This window comes from Acinetobacter sp. FY731 (assembly GCF_059515905.1).
On record NZ_JCAKNB010000009.1, the window covers coordinates 47,126 to 68,319 of the forward strand.

Genomic DNA, 21,194 nt, shown 5'->3' on the forward strand with positions numbered 1-21,194 from the left:
ATCACATGAGCGCATTAAGTGAAGCAGAACAACTTGATAGTTTAAAGTCTTTCACTAAGAAATATGGCTCTGCCATGATTAGTGGGGTTTTAATTGCGTTGATTGCCTTTTTCGGTTGGCAATGGTGGCAAAAAAAGACTTTGGCTGAAAATCAGATGAATACAGCCAAAGTTCAGCAATTGATGGATGATGCTGCAAATGCTGAATCTAATCCAAATGCATATAATGATTTAGTCGCTACGGCTGACAAAATTGTGAAAGATGCACCAGATTCAGCACAAGCAATTCAAGTGCAGTTGCTTATGGCTAAACTTGCATACGATAAGTCTGACTATGCAGGTGCAGAAAAAGCATTAAAAAAAGTTGAAAATTCAAAAGTTAAAGATGCAGGCTTAGTTTCAATTTTAAAATTACGTTTGGGTTATGCTCAACTTGCACAAAACAAATATGATGAAGCACTAAAAACATTTAATTTGGTAACAGAGCCAACCTTTAAAGCTGTTGTAGATGAAGCTCGTGGCGATGTGTACGTTGCTAAAAAAGATATTGAAAATGCGAAAAAATCATATCAAAGTGCATGGAACGAATTGTTAGAACAGAAACAAGATCGTCAAATTTTACAAATTAAACTCGAAAGCGTTGGCGTTTTAGTAGAAGATGCAGATGTAGAACGCCCAATATTAGATACTCAAGTGGATGAGACTTAATGAGCAGAAATAATAAAATACCTTTAGTACTGACAGTTTTAGCACTTGCATTGGCTGGATGTTCTAGTAATAAAGTTAAAGTTGAAAAAGTAAAGCCTAATCCGCTACCAAAAATTACACAAACAACCAGTCTTGTTCCAGTGTTTTCGCAAAATGTTTCTGCGACCTCTGTAAAAGATCCTTTACGTTTGCAGTTAGATGTATCTGATAGTGTGATTTTTGCCGTTGACCCTAAAGGCAGTGTCACTGCTTATAATGGGAAACAAAAAGTTTGGCAAAAGCAGGTGACAAAACAAGGCTTAACTGCGGGTGTTGAAGCTGCGGAAGGTATTGTTGTTGTTGGGAATGAAAAAGGTGAACTTTTTGCTTTAGATCAGGCTACTGGTGAGCAAAAGTGGGCTGTAAATATTTCTAGTGCTATTTTAGCGCCATCTTTGGTTATTTCTAATCATGTGATTACAGTAGCGAATGATGGTACTGTTTATGCACATAACGTAGAAAATGGTCAACAACTTTGGACATATGATTTACCAAGCGTACAGTTAAGTTTACGTGGTACAGCATCTCCCGTTGCAATTGATCCACGTACAGTTTTAATCGCATCTTCAAATGCTTATGTCTATGCACTTGATGTTTTAACAGGTACACCACGTTTACAACGCCGTGTTGCTGTAAGTGATGGTCGTTCAGATATTCAAAAGCTGAATGATATTGATGGTGATCCTGTTGTAGCGGGTCAGTTTGTTGTTACAACAAGCTATCAAGGTCAAGTAACAGTATTGGATTTAGCATCACAACAAGTAGTTTGGAGCGAAGATTCAAGTAGTACGAAACGTCCTGAAGTTGTAGGTAATGGTGTATTTGTTGCATCTACAGATGGCAAGTTGACTGCATACGAAATTACGACAGGTCATAAATTATGGGAAAATGATAGTTTACTTAACCGTAAATTAAGCAATCCTGTAATGTTGGGTTCGCAATTGATTGTGGGTGACTTAGATGGTTATTTACATATTGTCGATCCACAATCTGGACAGTTAATTGGTCGCTCAAAAACAAGCGGTGAAGTACGTTCATTGCGAGTTATCGATAATCAACTTTATGCATCAACACAAAAGGGTGCGTTGACTGTTTGGCAGACTCGTTAATTTTTTCTTCGCTTATGTTAAACTAAGCGAATATCCGTATTTTTTAACGCGGGGTGATTGAAAATTCAATGCCCCGTGTTTTTATTTAGATTATTCATCTATTTTTTCTTCCAAGTTTCTGATGTTCAGGCCAATCCGTTGGCTGATCTTGTATAAAGGTAATCTATGAAACCCGTAATTGCGCTCATTGGTCGTCCGAACGTCGGAAAATCAACGTTATTTAATCAGATTACAAAAAGCCGTGATGCTTTAGTTGCTGACTTTGCTGGTCTTACGCGCGACCGTAAATATGGCGATGCTGTATTCCAAAATAAATCTTTCATTGTTGTTGATACAGGGGGTATTGGCGAGAGTGAAGGTGGTATTGATTCATATATGGCAGAGCAGTCTAAAACTGCAATCAATGAAGCTGATATCATTGTTTTTGTTGTAGATGCACGCGCAGGCTTACTTGCATCTGATGAACAAATTGCACGTGAGCTACGTACATTAGGTAAAAAAGTTTACTTAGTTGCGAACAAAGTAGACGGTGTACATGCCGAAGCAGCACTCGTAGAATTTTTTAAATTGGGTATGGGCGAACCAATGCAAGTGGCAGCGAGTCACGGGCGTGGTGTTCAGCAAATGCTTGAAGAAGTTCTTGAAAGCGTTCCTGAAGATGAATCTGTAGAAGAGCATGATAAAAATACAGGTTTACGTTTAGCAATTATTGGACGTCCTAACGTAGGTAAATCTACATTGGTTAACCGCTTGCTAGGTGAAGAACGTGTAGTTGCATTTGACCAACCTGGTACAACACGTGATTCAATCTATATTCCTTTTGAGCGTGATGGTCGTAAATACACATTAATTGACACAGCAGGCGTACGTCGTAAAGGTAAAGTGGATGAGATGATTGAGAAGTTCTCAATTGTAAAAACACTTCAAGCGATGAAAGATGCACATGTTGTTGTTGTTGTTGTAGATGCTCGTGATGGTATTGTTGAGCAAGATTTACATTTGATTGGTTATGCTTTAGAAGCTGGTCGTGCAATGGTTATTGCGATTAATAAATGGGACAACATGTCTGATTATGATCGTAAACAATGTAAATTGGATGTTGATCGTCGTTTTGACTTCATTCCATGGGCAAAAATTCATTTAATTTCTGCTTTGCATGGCACAGGTGTTGGTGATTTATATCCATCAATTCACCGTGCATTCGATTCTTCACATTTGAAAGTATCTCCTGCAAAAATCACGCAAATTTTGAGTGATGCAACAGAAGCTCATGCGCCACCAATGGTTCAAGGGCGTCGAATTAAAATGCGTTATGCGCATATGGGTGGACAAAATCCACCTACAATTGTTGTACACGGTAACAAGGTTGATAAAACACCTGCAGATTATCGTCGTTACTTAGAGAATGTATTCCGTAAAGTTTATAAGCTTGAAGGTACGCCTGTTCGTATTGAATTCAAAACTTCAGAAAACCCATTTGAAGGTCGTAAGACTGTTATGGATGAGCGAATTGCGGCACGTAAACGTCGTTATGTTCAGAAGTTTAAGAAAGCTGAGAAGAAGTTTAAGCGTTAATTTGTTTTAATTCTTCATAGTAAAAAAAGCCTGCGAAAGCAGGCTTTTTTATGAAAAAATGATTGAGTGAAAATTTAAATTTACTTTAAAAAATCAAATTAGTTAGATGAGTGTGAAATGGAACAATTATTAAAAATTATGCAGCAGTTACGTGCAGAATGTCCTTGGGATCAAGCACAAACACCTGAAACACTTACAAAATATGCCATTGAAGAAGCGTATGAAGTGGAGGCTGCAGTACGTTCTAAAGATGTGAATCATATAAAAGAAGAGTTAGGCGATTTATTACTTCAAGTCGTGTTTCAGTCTCAAATGTATAGTGAGCAGGGATTGTTTGATTTTTATGATGTTGTAGAAGCCATTAGTCAAAAGCTTATTCGTAGACATCCGCATATATTTCAAAAAGAACAATTTGAAAATCTAAGTACAGAAGATGTTGCTGAATTATGGAAGCAGATTAAACAAGAAGAAAAACAAGATCAGCCTAAACATCGGTTAGATGATATAAAGCATGGTCCAGCATTACATCAAGCGCATGAAATTCAAAAAAATGTTGCTCAAATTGGGTTTGATTTCCCAAATGTTCAAGATGCCTATGGGAAGTTAGATGAAGAACTTGAGGAATTTAAACAAGCCATGCAGAATAATAGTTCCGATGAAATACTCGATGAATTTGGTGATTGTTTATTTTCATTGATTAATGTTGGACGTAAACTTGGTGTTTCGAGTGAAATGGCGCTATTGAGTACCATTCATAAATTTAGATCTCGCTTTGCTTTTATTGAAGATCAAGCTGTTACTCAAAATAAGAACGTAGAAAATATGTCTTTAGAAGAAATGGATGAGCTTTGGGAGCAAGCAAAAATTTATTTAAAACAACAGGTTCAAAATGACAATAAGAAAAAAGAGTAAAATTTTTAAAACTTTATTTATGGCTTTATTTTTCGGTTCAGTTTCAAATTTGGCACTTGCACAAAGTGCCTATGAACAAAAATATGCACAATGGAAAGTACAACAACAGCAACAAGATCAGCGTTTAAAGAACAGAGCTGAAGTGAATTCTGACCATTACTTATCGAGACCTAGTTTGTCACAAGCAAACTCATCAACATCAAATATGGTGGGTACTCGTTCAAAAGTTAGATTAAATTCGGCAAATATTGAGGAACTTATGCAGTTAAATGGCGTAGGTAAAAAGAAAGCAGAGGCAATTATTGAGTATCGAAATACAAATGGAAAATTCAATTCTGTAGATGATTTTATGAAAATTAAAGGGATTGGTCCTGCATTATTCAATAAAAACAAAGATAAATTAGCTTTGTAGGTGAGTGAAAAGATACGAAATAATGTCTGAATGGTATATCAAGAAATTGATAATCAAATTGCCCTTTGATGGTGTAAGAGATATCATTAGCGACATCTTATATATTTTACGTTCAGACGTAGGAGACAGCGTCTTTTGCAAACTTTGCGCGCGTCAAAATGTGGTTTATCAACCGCTCAATTACCTGCTTACATTTTAGATGTTATTGATGCTTTAACAAAAGCAGGTTATGAAGCCTATATCGTAGGTGGTGGTGTACGTGACTTAATGTTAGGGCTAAATCCAAAAGATTTTGATGCCGTTACCAACGCTACACCAGCACAAGTTAAAGAAGTTTTTGGTCGTCGTTGCCGTATTATTGGTCGACGCTTTGAGCTTGCCCATGTGTATTCGGGGCGTGAGCTTGTGGAAGTTGCGACTTTCCGTGCTCCACCTAAAAAAGAAGTAACTTCTGCGGCAGGTATGATTTTACGTGATAATAACTGGGGAACCATCGAAGAGGATTTTGCTCGTCGAGATTTTTCAATTAACGCCATGTACTATCAACCACGTAAAGGCATTGTTCTCGATTTTTGTAATGCAGTTGATGATATTAAAAATAAAACACTGCGTTTATTGGGTGATCCAAAAACTCGATTTGAAGAAGATCCAGTACGTATGTTACGTACGTTGCGTTTTGCAGCCAAATTGAATTTCAGCATTGCCGATGAAATTTTAGAAGTATTCACACCTGAGTTAACAAACTTGTTACGTGATGTTTCTCCACATCGTTTGTATGATGAATCTCAAAAACTATTCACCATGGGGCACTTAAATCGTGTGCTGCCAATGTTGATTGATTTTGGCATTTGGAAACAGTTATTTGCGGAAATTGATCCCAAAGTTACGAATTTTGTGGAAAGAGCCGCTAAAAATACAGATCAACGTATTCAGATTGGTAAAACCATCAATCCTGCATTTTTTTATGCCGTATTGTTGTGGGAGCTATTCTTAAAACGTAGTGACGTATATTTGGCTAAAGGCATAATGCCTGCAGAAGCACGAGCACAAGCTGGTTTAGATGTATTAAAGCGCCAAGCTACACGGACTATTATCCCTCGTTTTGCGGAAACTTTTATTCGTGAAGTTTGGGAAATGCAAACACGGTTATTAAGTCCAAAACCACAGCAAATTGCAGCATTATCGAATCATGCGCGTTTTCGTGCAGGTTTTGACTTTTTACTGTTACGTGAAAAATCAGGTGATGCTAATACTCAAGGTATGGGCATGTGGTGGGATAGCTACCAAAACATGACGTCTGATGAAAAAGAACGTGCTATTGGTCAATATAATCGTCAACGTGTGAAAAGCCGTCGTAACAAAGCGAGCATCCAAGAAGATACTGTAGATACACGTGTTCAAGCTCAAGTTGAAATAGAACCTTTAGTCGATGAACCAGAATCACGTAGCCGTAGAACACGTAAGCCGAAACAGCATCAGGAAAATAGAACATCTGTTGCATCTACAGTTAAAGGTGAAATTGGTGCGGATCATCCAATCTTAAAGCGCCGTCGTGTGAAGCGTGATTTAACACAAGTTGTATTTGGACCAACTCAATGAGTGTTGTGACGTATATTGGTTTGGGAAGTAATTTGGGTGATTCTCGTCAAATTTTAGTAGAAGCCGTACAAAATCTTGTAGTGTTAGGTCAGATAACAACATCCAAGTTATATGAAAGCCCACCAATGGGACCACAAGATCAGCCAAATTATTTAAATGCGGTTGTACGTTTAGAGACGGCTTTAGAGCCTTTAGTTTTATTGGATGAGCTACAACGTATTGAAAATGAATCGGGGCGTGTACGATTACGTCGTTGGGGCGAGCGTACACTCGATTTAGATTTACTGATTTATGGTCAAGAAAATATTCAAAATGAGCGATTGACTGTGCCACATGTTGGCATACTTGAGCGTGACTTTGTAGTAATACCATTGTTAGATTTAGATGCAGAAATGCAACTAAAGGGACTTGTGTTAAAAAAACTACCTATTTTAGAACATCCAACGGTTACGGTTTTGGATGATGAAAATTGGGCAAGTTGATTATTTAACCTATGTTCTATGCATTTTTTAGAGGAATATCTTCATGATTAGTCTCAGCGACTTAAAAAAAATTAAAGCCGAAGGCCGTAAATTTTCTTGTTTAACTTGCTACGATGCAAGCATGGCAAAAGCCATGGAAATTGCTGAAATTGATAGTATTTTAATTGGTGATTCTCTTGGGATGACGGTTCAAGGCCGTGATTCAACTTTGCCTGTTACTGTTGAAGATATGGCATATCACACTGCTGCTGTGCGCCGTGGGAATAATCACTCATTCATTATGACTGATTTGCCTTTTATGTCGTATGCGACTTTAAATGATGCTTTGGTTAATGCTAAAACAGTGATGCAAGCTGGCGCTCAAATGGTTAAGGTTGAAGGTGGTGAGTGGCTAAGCGAAACGGTTGAAGTGCTTACGCGAAATGGTATTCCTGTATGTGTACATTTAGGCTTAACACCACAATCTGTGCATGTGTTTGGTGGTTATAAGCTTCAAGCACGTACACGAGAAGCAGCAGATAAACTTATTGCCGATTGTCGTGCGGTTGTAGAAGCTGGTGCTGCCTTATTGTTGCTTGAATGTGTTCCTGCACAATTAGGTAAAGAAATTACTGAACTGTTCCCAGAAACGCCTGTTATTGGTATTGGGGCAGGTCATGAAACCGATGGACAAGTTTTAGTTGTACAAGACATGTTAGGTCTAACATTTGGTCGCGTTGCTAAATTTGTTCGTAATTTTATGAAAGAACAATCAGGTGAAACTGCAATTTTGGATGCATTCAAAGCATATCATGCCGCTGTTCAAGATGGCTCATTTCCAGCACCTGAGCAAACTTTCCAAGTAGAGCTGTAAAATATGAAAATTGAATCTACCATCCAAGGTTTATCTGAATCGCTTAAAACAGCTCGAACGAATCAGAAGGTGATTGGTTTAGTTCCTACAATGGGGAATTTACATCAAGGTCACTTAAATCTTGTTCGTGAAGCGCGTAAGCATTGTGATATTGTTGTTGTGAGTATTTTTGTCAATCCAATTCAGTTTGGTCCAAATGAAGATTACGACAGCTATCCACGTACATTAGAACAAGATAGTAAGCTTTTGGAAGAGGTGGGTTGTGATTATATTTTTGCACCAACTGTTGAGCAAATGTATGGTAATCAACCACGTTTAACGAATATTTCTGTTAGTGGTATCACGGCAGATTTGTGTGGTTTACAACGTCCAGGTCATTTTGATGGCGTGGCTGTAGTTGTAACTAAATTATTCAATATTGTACGCCCTGAAATTGCATTCTTTGGTGAAAAAGATTACCAACAGCTTGCGGTTATTCGTCAGTTTGTACGTGATTTGAATATGCCAATTCGTGTTGTAGGTGTGCCTATTGCTCGAGCTGAAGATGGTTTGGCACTAAGTTCACGTAATGGTTATTTATCTGAAGAACACCGTGCAATTGCACCAGTAATTCATCAAAGTTTAGTAAAAGCAGAGCACAATTTACAGCAAGGTCAAAGTTTAAATGATGTTTTAGATCAAATTAAAACAGCATTGACAGAAGTTGGTTTTGTTGTGGATTATGTAGAAGCACGTACAACTGAACTTCAAAAAATTGAAGATTTTAGTCAAGATGTTGTACTTTTTGTTGCAGCTAAAATTGGTTCAACTCGTTTAATTGATAATTGGCAGGTAAAGCATCGCGCTTAAACTTGTGAAGAGGATAATGCCATGAAGCGTATATTGATCGTTACTGGACAATCGGGATCGGGAAAATCATCTGCTTTGCAGGTGCTTGAAGATTTGGGTTATTACTGTATCGATAATTTACCTCTGGCATTACTTCCAGAAATTGTTGGTAAACTCGATAAAGAAAATAATTTAGAACAGCTTGCTTTAGGAGTGGATGTTCGAAGCACACGTGCAGATTTACAAGAATTCGATTTTGTATTTGAACAATTAAAAAAACATGGTTCAGTTGAAATTATATTTTTATCTACACAAGATCAAGAACTTATTACTAGATTTAGTGCATCACGTCGCCCACATCCACTGGCGAATCGTTTTAAAAGTTTAACGCAATGTATTGAAGAAGAAAAAACATTACTTATTCCAATTCAGTTCCAAGCAACTATTAAAATTGACACAACTGACAAAAGCGTACACGATTTAAAACATATGCTGTTGTCTAGATTGGGACAAACTGATAACTTAATTGTAATTTTACAATCTTTTGGTTATAAACATGGCATTCCTTTAGATGCCGATTATGTTTTTGATGTACGTCATTTACCAAATCCACATTGGGATTTGGGGTTGCGTCAATTTTCTGGTTTAGATGAGCCAGTACAAAAATTCTTAGAATCGAACAGTCAAACGACTGAAATGTTTCAAGATGTTTATAATTTTTTAGAAAAATGGTTGCCTGCATTTGCTGAAGGTCATCGTCATTATATAACGATTTCAATAGGTTGTACGGGTGGGCAGCATCGTTCAGTTTATATTGTGGATAGACTCAAAAAAGCCCTTGAGGCAAAATGGGCTATTCAGGTTTTACATAGAGAAATGAAGCACTGGTCATGATTGACACAACTGTTGACGTAATTAATAAACTAGGGTTACATGCGCGTGCGTCTGGAAAACTCATCGAAGTTACTACAAAATTCCGTTCATCTATCCAAATAGGGAAAGGTGATAAACTAGTAGACGCAAAAAATATTATGTCCTTGCTTATGCTTGGTGCTGGTAAGGGCACAACTCTACGCTTGGTGATTGAAGGTGCAGATGAAGAAAAAGCTTTATCTGATATTCAAGCATTATTCGCAGCAAAATTTTACGAGGCAGATTAATCGTGGCACGTCGACCGCAACGTTTTACTGAAGATGATTATGAATCTTTAGAAGGGCGTGCAAGTAAAACCGAACAAAAGAAAGCAGTTCAGCGTATGGCTGCTTTGGGTGAGCAATTGGCAGAATTGAGCACTAAACAAATTAAGAATCTTCCAGTGGAAGAACGCTTAGTTGATGCATTATTAGATGTTCAGTCAATCACATCACATGAAGCACGTCGTCGTCAATTTCAACGCATTGGTAAATTATTGCGTAATGAAGATGAAACGATGATTCTTTCTTACTTAACACCGAAACAAGGTGCTAAGAAAACTGCACAATTAAATCGCTGGGTAGATCGTATGATTGCTCAGGGTGAACCTGTGATTAAAGAATTCATGAAAGCGCATAATGCAGCAGAGCATCATCCAATTCGTCAGCATCTTTTGCGTATTCATCGTGATATGACAAAAAAAGTATCTGAAGAGGAAATTGCAGCGTCTAAGTTGAAATTGTTTAACTATATTCAACAAGTGGCATTAATTTCAGATAACTAAGTTTTAGTGAATTATTGTGTAAAAAAGAGCGACCTTATCGGGTCGCTCTTTTTTTTTGCTCATTACGGATGGAAATTTCAAATTAACTAAATTCGCCAACTGAACGCTCTTTTGCCCATTCGCGTAATACAAATTTTTGTAGTTTACCTGTCGATGTTTTTGGAATTTCAGTAATTACGACATCTTTTGGCACCTTAAAACGGGCAAGATGTTCTTTACAATAGGCAATGATTTCTTCTGGTGTTGCTGTTTTTCCAACTTTTAATTCGATAAAAGCACAAGGAACTTCCTGCCAAACAGGATCGGGTTTTGCTACAACTGCTGCCGTTAAAATAGCAGGATGTTGATACAATACTTCTTCGACCTCTAAAGATGAAATATTTTCACCACCTGAAATAATCACATCTTTAGAGCGATCTGTAATTTTGGCATAGCCATCGGGTTGGCAAACAGCTAAATCACCTGTATGGAACCATCCACCAGCAAAGGCTTCTGCTGTTGCTTCGGCATTTTTTAAATAGCCTTTCATGACAATATTGCCACGGAACATAATTTCGCCCATGGTTTGTCCATCGTTTGGTACAGGTTGCATTGTTTCAGGATCAAGTACTTTCATACCGTCTTGTAATGGATAAGGAACACCTTGGCGCGAGTGTAATTGAGCTTGTTCTTGGATAGAAAGCTCAGACCAACCTGCTTGTGATGCACAAAGTGCAGATGGACCATAGGTTTCAGTTAAGCCATAAACGTGAGTAACATTTATGCCAATATTTCGCATACCTTCAATAATTGCCGCAGGAGGTGCTGCTCCAGCAACCATAACTTCTACTCGGTGCTCTACTTTAATTTTATGTTCTTCTGGCGCATTAATTAGCATAGATAAGACAATTGGTGCCCCACAGAAATAGTCAACTTTATGTGAGTGAATTAACTTGTAGATGAGTTCAGGGTCTATTTTACGTAGACAAATATTTGTTCCACCATTGGCTGCAATAGTCCAAGCAAAACACCAACCATTACAATGAAATAGAGGGAGAGTCCAAAGGTAAGTTGCACGTGGTGTCATACCACAGGCAATAATATTACTGGCCGCATTAATATAAGCACCACGATGGTGATAAACCACACCTTTAGGATTGCCTGTTGTGCCTGATGTGTAATTTAGGCTGATGGCATCCCATTCATCTTGTGGTAAATGCCACTCAAAATTGGCATCACCTTCTGCAAGCCAACTTTCATATTCAACTTGTCCAATTCTTTGGCTGTCCCCCTCATATTCAACATCGGCAACATCAATAATATAAATTTCTTGTGATACAAGTGCTAAAGCCTCTTTGGCAATATTCACAAATTCGGGGTCAACTAACAATACTTTAGACTCTGCATGCTCAAGCATAAAGGCTAAGGTTTTTGCATCTAAACGTGTATTCAGTGTATTTAAAACAGCACCAGCCATAGGAACAGCAAAATGCGCTTCTATCATGGCTGGAATATTGGGAAGTAATACAGAAACAGTATCATTTTTTCCAACACCTAATTTTTGCAATTGGTGTGCAAACTGACGACAACGCGTATATGTTTCACGCCATGAGATATGTCTGTCACCATGAATGATGGCATCTTGGTGAGGGTAAATATAGGCAGCACGTTCTAAATAGCGTAAAGGTGAGAGTGCTACAAAGTTTGCAGGTGTTCGAGGTAGTTGATCGTATGCGCTAATCATTATTATTCCTTCATGTAATTTATATGTTTTTCCTTTTCTTGAAGATATGCATTTTTTAATCAATTTGCATTCATGCTTTGGTCGAGTATTTAGTAAAAAATTAATAATTTAAGTGATTATTGATGTTTTGAAGGGGGTGTAAAAAATTATTTAGCGTTTTGCTGTTTTATATGTGAGTGAGTTTGTATAATGTGTGGTAAAAATTAGCAGCAATACTATATGTTAAAAGCAATGAGTTTTGAAAAAAAGTTCATCTTGATTTTATTGGGTTATTTTATATTTTGGACTGTAACGCCACCGATACTTTCATCAAGTTTTCCTTTGGATGTTCCAGAAGGTATTTATTGGGGGAAAGAGTTACAGCTTGGTTATTATAAGCATCCGCCATTTTCTTCATGGGTGTTATACGGTTTTTATAGTGTTTTTGGTTCATTTGGGCCTTATATTTTAAGTCAAATTTGTATAGCGCTCACAGCATTATTTGTATTTTTATTGGGTAAAAATATCGTTTCTGAAGAGAAAGCTTTTTATTCAGGAATTTTTATTCTCGCTATTTTTTATTACACTTGGCCATCAATTGAATTCAATCATAATATTGCCCAAATGCCGATTTGGGCCGGATTGATTTATCTATTCTATTTGGCACTCAATAAAAATACATGGACGACATGGTTGTTATTCGGGGTTGTGACGGGCATTGGTATGTTAACCAAATACTCTGTTGCAATTTTAGTGTTTTCAATTGTTTTATTTTCATTGTTAACGTCTTATCGTCGTTTATGGTTAAGCCTAAAACCTTGGGTTGCAGTGGTTCTAGCACTCATTATTTTTAGTCCACATATTTGGTGGTTATATCAACATGATTGGTTAACTTTTACTTATATTCAGTCTCGTTCGCATGAAGATGGTGGTGGTGCAAATCATTTAGCCGCATTTAAATATTTAGCTTCTCAAATTGTTAATTTTTTACCGCTATTAATCATTTTGCTTTGTAATAAAAGTTTAGTATTAAAAATTAAAAATATTCCAACGAGTCATCGAAGTTTCTTATTTTTTATGGGGCTTTTTCCTGGTTTATTTTTATTTTTACTTGGTTTAGTTACAGGTGCAAATATCCGAGATATGTGGGCATCGCCCATGTGGAGCCTAGTAGGTTTAATTTTAGTTTCAATGATTCCAGATCAGACTTTTCAAAAGCACAAATCGGGCTTAGCAAAAGGCTTAATAATTTGGCTCATTATCATTACAACTTTAATGGCGTGTTATGTTCAGTTTGGTGGTGAAATTCGCAAAAAACCATCTCGAATGGATTGGCCTCAACAAGAGTTGAGTCTTAGAACACAACAAGAGTGGAAGCAAATAAGCCGTTGTGAGCTAGATAATATTGGTGGCGATAATTGGCTTGCAATTCTTGCTGCAACAGACATGGATAAAATGCCTTCAGTAATGATGGATACATCAGCCGCATATTCACCATGGATGAATTTGTCACGTTTGGAGCAAAAAGGTAGCTTTATGCTTTGGGAGCAAGACAAAAAACCAATCCTTCCTTATGTTGATGATTTGGAAAAAAATAGTCAGCTTGTACTTTATCGTGGGGAATGGCAAATTAACTGGAATAAAGTACCGAATAAAAAGCCGCTAGTTGTTGAATGGCAAGCTTTTATACCTAAATCATGTGTTCAAAATAGATAGATATTATGCTGATAACAAATCATGAAGTTTTAGAGGATCGGTCAATTGAACTTTCGATCATTTTACCTGCATACAATGATGCAAAAAATGTAGATATTCTTTTGGATGATCTTTTTAACATGCTTGTTCAAAAATCAGGACAGTATGAAGTTATCCTTGTGGATGACGGTGGTCGTGATAATTTACATGAGGTCTATCAAAGGAAACTTGATGTTACGCCGCTGAATGTAGATCTTCAGTTGATACAGTTTTCTCGAAATTTTGGAAAAGAAGCTGCATTAAGTGCAGGGTTAAAAGAAGCACAAGGTCAACTTGTTGCTATGATGGATTCAGATGGTCAACATCCATTATCTGTGCTGGATGAAATGCTAGAAGCAATTCAAAGCTCAAATATCGATATGGTGGCTGCGGTACAAGAAACACGAGACCATGAACATATTGCTTTAAAGTTGTATAAGCATATTTTTTATCGTTTTATGCAAGATTCTCAACGTTATAAGTTAGAGCCACATGCAGGGGATTTCCGTGTTATGAAACGGAAGGTGGTAGAGGCTGTATTGGCTTTACCTGAGCGTCAGAGGTTTATGAAGGGTTTGTACTCTTGGGTTGGGTTTAAAACACTTTATGTACCTTTCCAAGCACAAGAACGAATTGAAGGGAAAAGTTCATTTAACTTTAGTAGCTTATTCGAACTTGCCTTAATAGGCGTAACATCCTTTTCATTAAAGCCATTGCGTTGGATTTCACGGATGGGCTTTTTAGTTTCGGTTATTGCAATTTTATATGGTCTGTTCATTATTGGTGATACGTTGTTTTTTGGTCGTGATTTAAAAGGATGGCCAACGCTTGCTGTAGGTATAATGTTCTCGGCAGGGTTACAACTGATTTGTTTAGGTGTGATTGGTGAATATATCGGTCGTATTTATGATGAAGTAAAACAAAGACCGTTATATATTGTGGATAAAAAATGGAACAGCAAAAAACAGAATCAGTAAGTCTTCAAAAGCAAGGATTATTCTTTTTGATTGTGGGTAGCTTGACGGCTTTAGTACATTTTTTATCGCTCATATTTTTTGTTCAAGTTCTTGCTATTCATCCTAATTTGGCAAATTTTTTTGCTTTTCTTATTGCATTTGTTTTTGGTTTTACAGGTCATTTTAATTTTACCTTTAACTCAAATGGGCAAAAAAATGAGTGGAAATCTAAGTGTGCGAAATGGTTTGTTAGCTCGGTTTTTGGTTTTGCATTAAATCAAACTATATTTGCTACAGGAATTTATATTTTTGGTGCACCTTACTACATTTTAATTTGGATTATTGCGACGTTCTTAGTTACTGTTTGTACATTTCTTCTTGCTAAATTTTGGGCATTTAAGGGAAAAATTCATTCATGAAAAATCTTATTATCAATGTGGATGACTTGGGTTTTTCACATGCGGTAAATCAAGCAGTTATTGATCTTGCAGAAAAGAAAAGAATCCAAGCAACAAGTTTTATGAGTTTAGGTAAAATTCATCAAGATGAAGTTAAGGCGTTGCAAGGTCATTGTATAGACATCGGTTTGCATTTTGACTTAACAGGGCTTGCTGGTGTTGGTACTTTAAAAGATGTCTTGTTAAAAGCTTATTTGAGAAAGTTTAAGATAAATGAATTACAAAGCATTATTCATCAACAATTAGATAGCTTTGAGCAAAAAATAGGACAACGACCCGACTTTATTGATGGTCATCAACATGTGCATCAATTTCCTCAAGTAAGAGAAACTTTACTTGCTTGCATAGAACAGCGTTATAAGCAAAAAATTCCTATTCGAAATACGAAAACCTATCAAACAGATTTAAAGGCAAAAATTATCTATTTTTTAGGCGGTTATACATTAAGACGAAATCTTATTCAGCAACAGTGGCCTCATAATCCTGAATTTTCTGGAATTTATGGTTTTAATACGGATTTGTTCGGATTAAAGCTACTTTGGGAAAATTGGATTAAAAATGCACCGAATGATAGTGTGATTATGTGTCATCCAGCACAAAAAGATCCAAATTGGACAGATGAAATATATGCTGCGCGCTGTGTAGAATATGAATGGCTAATGAGTGATGAATTTTTAGTCCTTTGGAATAGATATCACTGCCAAGCACAGTCATGGAAATCTTTTAGTGAATAAAGTTTTAAGGTGAAACTTCAATAAATACAGCAATGATTAAGTCCTCAAAGAGGAATTCGTATGCTTTAAAAGGCATTAACGGTTTATTAAAATGGCTAAGACGTGTAAAATTCTAGCTGATTTTTATTTATCCACCGTTTTTATCTTTTGAGGGTTTCCCTCGATCATAATCTCGCGGTGACATGCTCTATTGTACGGGGCATCACTCCTTAAGGATTTTTTATGCCAATTATCACTTTGCCAAATGGCGATCAAAAAGAATTTGATCATGCCGTATCTGTGATGGAAGTTGCTCAAAGCATCGGTCCTGGTCTTGCAAAAAATACAGTTGCGGGTCGTGTAAACGACCGTTTGGTTGATGCATCTGACTTAATTACAGAAGACGCAACCTTACAAATTATTACGCCTAAAGATGAAGATGGTGTTCACATCATTCGTCACTCTTGTGCACACCTTGTGGGTCATGCAGTTAAGCAGTTATTCCCAGAAGCAAAAATGGTAATTGGTCCTGTCATTGAAGATGGTTTCTATTACGATATTTTTAGCGAAAAACCATTTACACCAGAAGATATGGCAGCAATCGAAGAGCGCATGAAAAAGCTCATCGATCAAGATTATGATGTCATCAAAAAAATGACACCACGTGATGAAGTGATTGCAGAATTTACGAAGCGTGGTGAAGATTATAAATTACGTTTAATTGATGACATGCCTGAAGAAACAGAAATGGGCTTGTACTACCATCAAGATTATTTGGATATGTGCCGTGGTCCGCACGTACCAAACACAAAATTCTTAAAAGCATTTAAACTGACAAAAATGTCGGGCGCTTACTGGCGTGGTGATGCGAAAAATGAACAGCTACAACGTATTTACGGTACAGCTTGGGCAGATAAGAAACAACTTGCTGCATATATCAAGCGTATTGAAGAAGCGGAAAAACGTGATCACCGTAAAATTGGTAAAGCTTTAGACTTATTCCACATGCAAGAAGAAGCACCTGGTATGGTGTTCTGGCATCCGAATGGTTGGACAATTTATCAAGTTCTTGAACAATACATGCGTAAAGTTCAACAAGCGAATGGCTACCTAGAGATTAAAACTCCGCAAATTGTGGACTTTTCACTTTGGGAAAAATCAGGTCATGCTGCAAACTATGCAGACAACATGTTTACGACTCATTCAGAAAGCCGTAACTATGCAGTAAAACCAATGAACTGCCCATGCCACGTACAGGTGTTTAACCAAGGTTTGAAATCTTACCGTGATCTTCCAATTCGTTTAGCTGAATTTGGTTCATGTCACCGTAACGAGCCATCTGGTTCATTACACGGTATTATGCGTGTTCGTGGTTTTACACAAGATGATGCACATATTTTCTGTACTAAAGAACAAATTGGTCAAGAAGTTGCAGACTTTATCAAATTAACTTTAGATGTATATAAAGACTTTGGTTTCGAAGAAGTTCAAATGAAACTGTCTACACGTCCTGAAAAACGTGTGGGTGATGAAGCACTTTGGGATGTAGCTGAAAAATCTTTAGCAGATGCTTTAGATGCAGCAGGTCTTGAATGGGAACTTCAACCAGGTGAAGGCGCATTCTACGGTCCGAAAATTGAATTTTCATTGAAAGACTGTTTAGGTCGTGTATGGCAGTGCGGTACAATTCAATGTGACTTTAACTTGCCTGAGCGTCTAGATGCCTCTTTTGTTACAGAAGATAACGATCGTGATCAACCTGTAATGTTACATCGTGCAATTCTTGGTAGTTTTGAACGATTTATTGGTATACTTATTGAACACTATGCTGGTTTTATGCCACCATGGTTGTCGCCAGTTCAAGCATGCGTAATGAACATTACAGATTCACAAGCAGAAGCGAGTGAGTCAGTCGTCGCAAAACTTAAAGAAAATGGTATTCGAGCTATTTCAGACTTGAGAAATGAGAAGATCGGCTTTAAGATTCGTGAACGTACATTAGAGCGTATTCCTTACTTATTGGTTTTAGGTGACCGTGAAGTAGAGGAAGGTACTGTAAATGTCCGTACTCGCTCAGGAACAAATTTGGGTACTATGTCTATCGATGCTTTCGTTGACTTAGTAAAAGCAGCCGTAGCCGAACGCGGCCGGTACATTGTGGAGTAACAGCGATTAAACAGCCTGACCGTAATCAACAGGGCGGAAAATCAAACCGTCCTGCTTTGAATGATGAAATTCGTGCAAAAGAAGTCCGTCTTGTAGACGAAAATGGTGAGCAAAAAGGTATTGTAAGCCTTGCAGAAGCAGTTCGTGCTGCAGAAGCAGTTGATCTTGACCTAGTTGAGATTGTGGCGAATGCAGAGCCACCTGTATGCAAAATCATGGACTTTAACAAGCATTTGTTTGATCTTAAGCAAAAGCAGAAAGAAGCGAAGAAAAAACAACATCAAGTACAGGTGAAAGAAATCAAGCTACGCCCTGGTACTGATGTTGGTGATTACAACGTAAAATTACGTTCAATTATCAAGTTCCTTGAAGAAGGTAACAAGGTAAAAATCACGTTACGTTTCCGTGGTCGTGAGATGGCTCACCAACAGCTTGGTCTTGCTCAATTGCAAAAAATTGAAGCAGATGTTGTTGAAGTAGGTGTTGTAGAACAAACACCGAAAATGGAAGGTCGTCAAATGGGTATGCTTCTTGGTCCTAAAAAGAAAAAGTAAGCATCTCAATAAAAAAAGCACTGCAATTGCAGTGCTTTTTTTTTGAATAAAATATTAAATTTTTAGGTTTTAAACTTTATATATGCCTATAAATCAAAAATTACTTATCAGTAAAAATATATGATTCTTCTAAGATATTTTTAGATTAAATAGAATAAAAATTTATTTCTAATCTTTGTGTGAAATATAAAATTTTAGTAACAAATAAAGTTTAGAAATTGTGCTATAACGATCTTAATATTACAGAAATAGAAAGAATAGAAGGGATAAAAATGATAGATCTATATTATTGGGGAACGCCTAATGGTCTGAAAATAGCGATTGCTTTGGAAGAAATGGGTTTGGATTATGATATTACCCCAATCAATATTCTAGAGGATGATCAATTTCAACCTGACTTCTTGAGAATTTCTCCAAATAATAAAATTCCAGCAATTGTTGATCAGGATGGTCCAAATCATCAAGCTATTTCTGTGTTTGAATCGGGTGCAATTTTACAGTACTTAGGACGTAAAACGGGGTTGTTTTATCCTCAAGATGAGCAATCTCGTGTTGAGGTAGAACAATGGTTGATGTGGCAAATAGGTGGATTTGGTCCAATGTTAGGGCAGAATCATCATTTTAATAAGTTTGCTGCAGAAGACGTTCCTTATGCGATTGAGCGTTTTATGAAAGAAACCAAGCGTTTATATTCAGTTTTAGAAAAGCAACTTTTAGGACAGCAATTTGTAGCAGGGGAATATTCAATTGCTGATATTGCTATTTTTCCTTGGATTCGTCGTTGTGAGTGGCAAAAAATTAATTTGGATGATTATCCAAATGTAAAAGCATATATGGAACGAATAGAAGCTCGTCCTGCTGTACAGAAAGCACTAGCGATACAAGTTTAAATTTTGATTTATGATAAGATATAAGACCACCCAATGCGGTGGTTTTTTATTGGATGTATTGCATGAAAGACTTTGTTTTAAATTTTACTCGAATTTTAGAAAGTAACCCAAAGATATATTGGAGCATTATTATTGGTATTGTTGGGTGCTTAGCTTTGTTTGTGGTAGAGGCTATTCATGTTCAAAATATCTTGGTTGAACTCAATACAAAAGATCAAGCTTTAATGAAAACAACAATTGATCCTGTCGCTAATCTGTATTTTTGGGCTCGAATCACTGTTCTTGTAGTAATGATTGTTTGGTCGAATGTAGAGTATATGAAAACTAAGAAAATGCTTGGTTTGAAATAAAGCCAAATGTGGGCTTATTTTTTACTTTTTATATCTGCTTTTGGGGCTGCAACATTATTACCTTTGCAGTCTGAAGCCGTACTTTTGGCATTGTTTGCAGAAGGAAGTAAGTCTATTGCTTTATTGATTACTGTTGCGAGTTTAGGGAATGTTTTAGGTTCGTGTGTGAATTGGTATTTAGGTTTAAAGATAGAACAATATAAAAATAAAAAGTGGTTTCCTGTTTCTGAGGCTAAAATGCTTCATGCACAAAAGATTTATCAAAAATATGGTTTTTGGTCTTTATTGCTGAGTTGGGTACCTATTATTGGCGATCCAATTACCTTAATAGCAGGACTTTTAAAAGAAAATTTTGTTCGATTCTTAGTGGTGGTCACAATTGCTAAAGTTGGTCGATATTTATGTATTTATTGGATTTATAAGGGTTTATTTTAATGGTAGTGATGGGTGACTAATTTTTTAGCCACCCATTTTTAATACTTTAAACACAACCATCTTGTTTAAACTGAATTTCATCTTTTAAGTGTGATTTTTTATAAATCCAAAATTTACGTGGTACATCAACTTGAACTGTGGAAATTGCTTGAATTACTTTTTGGTCTAAGTCGTAAATACCCGAACCTTTTTTAATTTTTACTTTTTTCACATCACCATGTTTATTGACTTTAAAGCTAAAGGTTACGCTACGGTTATGACCTTTTAAGTCTGCTGTATCAAGTGAAATTTGTGGCTGAGTGCGATAGTGGAAAGATGTTTTATCTCCCGATTTTTGTGCAAGCCAGTTTTTAGAGTTGAATGCGTATGAGCATTGAACTTCATCTTCTTCAATAAATCTTAAATTGAATGTTTGAAAACCAATAGTAGCAACAGCATTATCTTCTTCAAGATGTGGTTTTACTTTAGATGAACGAACAGCTTGAACTAAAATATCATCTAAATTTTTTAAACCGGTGCTTTCTTGAATTGTTGCATTTGTTACCGAACCTGTTTCATCGGCATAAACGCGTAAAATAGCAGCACGATTTTTTTCTTTTAAATCTTCATTTTTATATTGTGGTTGAGGAAATTTCTCCCATTGAATACGAGTGGTTAAGTGCGCTGGTAATGCTGCACTTTTTTGAACATTTAGTTTTTTAGTTGCATCATTTTCTTTGCTATATGCTGTAGAAAAAGGTAATACAAGCAATAAAGTAGCGCACAGGACATTTTTCATAATTTGAGGGTCTTAATCGAGTTATATGTCGAAAATATAAATTAAACTTTGCAAGTATTTCCTGAATTAAAAATACTCGCAAGTATTAAATGAATTTAAGTCGTATTTCTTAAGTTTCATTGCCCTTATTTATATTAATAGAAAATAGATCTTTGTCTTTTAGGTGATTTATAGCAACGACTACTGTTAGCATCTACTAAATACTATTGTTATAACTATGCGCTAATTTGTTTAGATGAAAGATAG

Annotated in this window: 23 protein-coding genes; 21 read left to right on the plus strand and 2 right to left on the minus strand. The window is 36.6% G+C overall.

The genetic code is table 11. The annotated features are described in order from the left end of the window. The first annotated feature begins 5 nt into the window (after window positions 1-5). From AC5YC8_RS11460 to yjgA, 12 genes are all read left to right on the plus strand, one after another. A complete protein-coding gene (locus AC5YC8_RS11460; protein WP_496119080.1) occupies window positions 6-707 on the plus strand; it encodes a YfgM family protein in 702 nt (233 codons plus the stop codon). After that, window positions 707-1,855, plus strand: coding sequence for an outer membrane protein assembly factor BamB (bamB, locus tag AC5YC8_RS11465; RefSeq protein WP_496119082.1), 1,149 nt, complete (start codon window positions 707-709; stop codon window positions 1,853-1,855). The genes AC5YC8_RS11460 and bamB overlap by 1 nt, the downstream gene beginning before the upstream one ends. Before the next feature lie 165 nt (window positions 1,856-2,020). Continuing rightward, window positions 2,021-3,430, plus strand: coding sequence for a ribosome biogenesis GTPase Der (gene der / locus AC5YC8_RS11470; protein WP_496119084.1), 1,410 nt, complete (start codon window positions 2,021-2,023; stop codon window positions 3,428-3,430). 117 nt (window positions 3,431-3,547) lie between these two features. Further along, window positions 3,548-4,342 (plus strand): nucleoside triphosphate pyrophosphohydrolase, encoded by a 795-nt coding sequence (mazG, locus tag AC5YC8_RS11475; protein WP_496164618.1) that lies wholly within the window; start codon window positions 3,548-3,550, stop codon window positions 4,340-4,342. Next, window positions 4,320-4,754: a ComEA family DNA-binding protein gene (locus tag AC5YC8_RS11480; RefSeq protein WP_496164620.1), complete on the plus strand. Its 435-nt coding sequence runs from the start codon at window positions 4,320-4,322 to the stop codon at window positions 4,752-4,754. Before mazG ends, AC5YC8_RS11480 begins: the two co-directional genes overlap by 23 nt. 135 nt (window positions 4,755-4,889) lie before the next feature. Next, window positions 4,890-6,353 carry a polynucleotide adenylyltransferase PcnB gene (gene pcnB / locus AC5YC8_RS11485; protein ID WP_496164621.1) on the plus strand — a complete coding sequence of 488 codons (1,464 nt, stop codon included), beginning with the start codon at window positions 4,890-4,892 and terminating at the stop codon, window positions 6,351-6,353. Continuing rightward, window positions 6,350-6,835: a 2-amino-4-hydroxy-6-hydroxymethyldihydropteridine diphosphokinase gene (gene folK / locus AC5YC8_RS11490; RefSeq protein ID WP_496164622.1), complete on the plus strand. Its 486-nt coding sequence runs from the start codon at window positions 6,350-6,352 to the stop codon at window positions 6,833-6,835. The genes pcnB and folK overlap by 4 nt, the downstream gene beginning before the upstream one ends. Before the next feature lie 43 nt (window positions 6,836-6,878). Continuing rightward, on the plus strand, window positions 6,879-7,688 hold the full coding sequence (gene panB, locus AC5YC8_RS11495) for a 3-methyl-2-oxobutanoate hydroxymethyltransferase (protein WP_496119093.1): 810 nt from the start codon (window positions 6,879-6,881) through the stop codon (window positions 7,686-7,688). Window positions 7,689-7,691: 3 nt separating this feature from the next. Next, window positions 7,692-8,537, plus strand: a complete 846-nt coding sequence (panC, locus tag AC5YC8_RS11500; RefSeq protein WP_496119095.1) for a pantoate--beta-alanine ligase — start codon at window positions 7,692-7,694, stop codon at window positions 8,535-8,537. A 21-nt stretch (window positions 8,538-8,558) separates the two neighbouring features. Continuing rightward, complete coding sequence (rapZ, locus tag AC5YC8_RS11505; RefSeq protein WP_496119097.1) at window positions 8,559-9,410, plus strand: RNase adapter RapZ; 852 nt, start codon at window positions 8,559-8,561, stop codon at window positions 9,408-9,410. Further along, window positions 9,407-9,676 (plus strand): HPr family phosphocarrier protein, encoded by a 270-nt coding sequence (locus tag AC5YC8_RS11510; RefSeq protein WP_496119099.1) that lies wholly within the window; start codon window positions 9,407-9,409, stop codon window positions 9,674-9,676. Before rapZ ends, AC5YC8_RS11510 begins: the two co-directional genes overlap by 4 nt. A gap of 2 nt (window positions 9,677-9,678) precedes the next feature. After that, window positions 9,679-10,212, plus strand: a complete 534-nt coding sequence (gene yjgA / locus AC5YC8_RS11515) for a ribosome biogenesis factor YjgA (RefSeq protein WP_496119101.1) — start codon at window positions 9,679-9,681, stop codon at window positions 10,210-10,212. Between the two features lie 82 nt (window positions 10,213-10,294). On the opposite strand, the gene AC5YC8_RS11520 is transcribed toward yjgA, so the two are convergent. After that, a complete protein-coding gene (locus AC5YC8_RS11520; RefSeq protein WP_496164623.1) occupies window positions 10,295-11,935 on the minus strand; it encodes an acyl-CoA synthetase in 1,641 nt (546 codons plus the stop codon). Window positions 11,936-12,166: 231 nt separating this feature from the next. Here AC5YC8_RS11520 and AC5YC8_RS11525 point away from each other — a divergent pair, with 231 nt between their 5' ends. The 9 genes from AC5YC8_RS11525 to AC5YC8_RS11565 all read left to right on the plus strand — a co-directional run bounded on the left by AC5YC8_RS11525 (window position 12,167) and on the right by AC5YC8_RS11565 (window position 20,170). Next, window positions 12,167-13,630 (plus strand): glycosyltransferase family 39 protein, encoded by a 1,464-nt coding sequence (locus tag AC5YC8_RS11525; RefSeq protein ID WP_496164624.1) that lies wholly within the window; start codon window positions 12,167-12,169, stop codon window positions 13,628-13,630. 5 nt (window positions 13,631-13,635) lie between these two features. Further along, on the plus strand, window positions 13,636-14,625 hold the full coding sequence (locus tag AC5YC8_RS11530) for a glycosyltransferase family 2 protein (protein WP_496164625.1): 990 nt from the start codon (window positions 13,636-13,638) through the stop codon (window positions 14,623-14,625). Continuing rightward, window positions 14,598-15,023, plus strand: coding sequence for a GtrA family protein (locus tag AC5YC8_RS11535; protein WP_496164626.1), 426 nt, complete (start codon window positions 14,598-14,600; stop codon window positions 15,021-15,023). The genes AC5YC8_RS11530 and AC5YC8_RS11535 overlap by 28 nt, the downstream gene beginning before the upstream one ends. After that, a complete protein-coding gene (locus AC5YC8_RS11540; protein WP_496164627.1) occupies window positions 15,020-15,796 on the plus strand; it encodes a ChbG/HpnK family deacetylase in 777 nt (258 codons plus the stop codon). Before AC5YC8_RS11535 ends, AC5YC8_RS11540 begins: the two co-directional genes overlap by 4 nt. A gap of 222 nt (window positions 15,797-16,018) precedes the next feature. Then, window positions 16,019-17,941, plus strand: a complete 1,923-nt coding sequence (gene thrS, locus AC5YC8_RS11545) for a threonine--tRNA ligase (RefSeq protein ID WP_496164628.1) — start codon at window positions 16,019-16,021, stop codon at window positions 17,939-17,941. A gap of 5 nt (window positions 17,942-17,946) precedes the next feature. After that, complete coding sequence (gene infC, locus AC5YC8_RS11550) at window positions 17,947-18,495, plus strand: translation initiation factor IF-3 (RefSeq protein ID WP_496119174.1); 549 nt, start codon at window positions 17,947-17,949, stop codon at window positions 18,493-18,495. A gap of 272 nt (window positions 18,496-18,767) precedes the next feature. Then, a complete protein-coding gene (locus tag AC5YC8_RS11555) occupies window positions 18,768-19,385 on the plus strand; it encodes a glutathione S-transferase family protein (RefSeq protein ID WP_496164629.1) in 618 nt (205 codons plus the stop codon). Window positions 19,386-19,447: 62 nt separating this feature from the next. After that, window positions 19,448-19,735, plus strand: a complete 288-nt coding sequence (locus tag AC5YC8_RS11560) for a hypothetical protein (protein WP_496164630.1) — start codon at window positions 19,448-19,450, stop codon at window positions 19,733-19,735. Between the two features lie 6 nt (window positions 19,736-19,741). Further along, window positions 19,742-20,170 (plus strand): YqaA family protein, encoded by a 429-nt coding sequence (locus AC5YC8_RS11565; RefSeq protein ID WP_496164631.1) that lies wholly within the window; start codon window positions 19,742-19,744, stop codon window positions 20,168-20,170. A 46-nt stretch (window positions 20,171-20,216) separates the two neighbouring features. Here AC5YC8_RS11565 and AC5YC8_RS11570 read toward each other — a convergent pair whose 3' ends face one another. After that, complete coding sequence (locus AC5YC8_RS11570) at window positions 20,217-20,948, minus strand: TonB family protein (protein WP_496164632.1); 732 nt, start codon at window positions 20,946-20,948, stop codon at window positions 20,217-20,219. Window positions 20,949-21,194 lie beyond the last annotated feature (246 nt).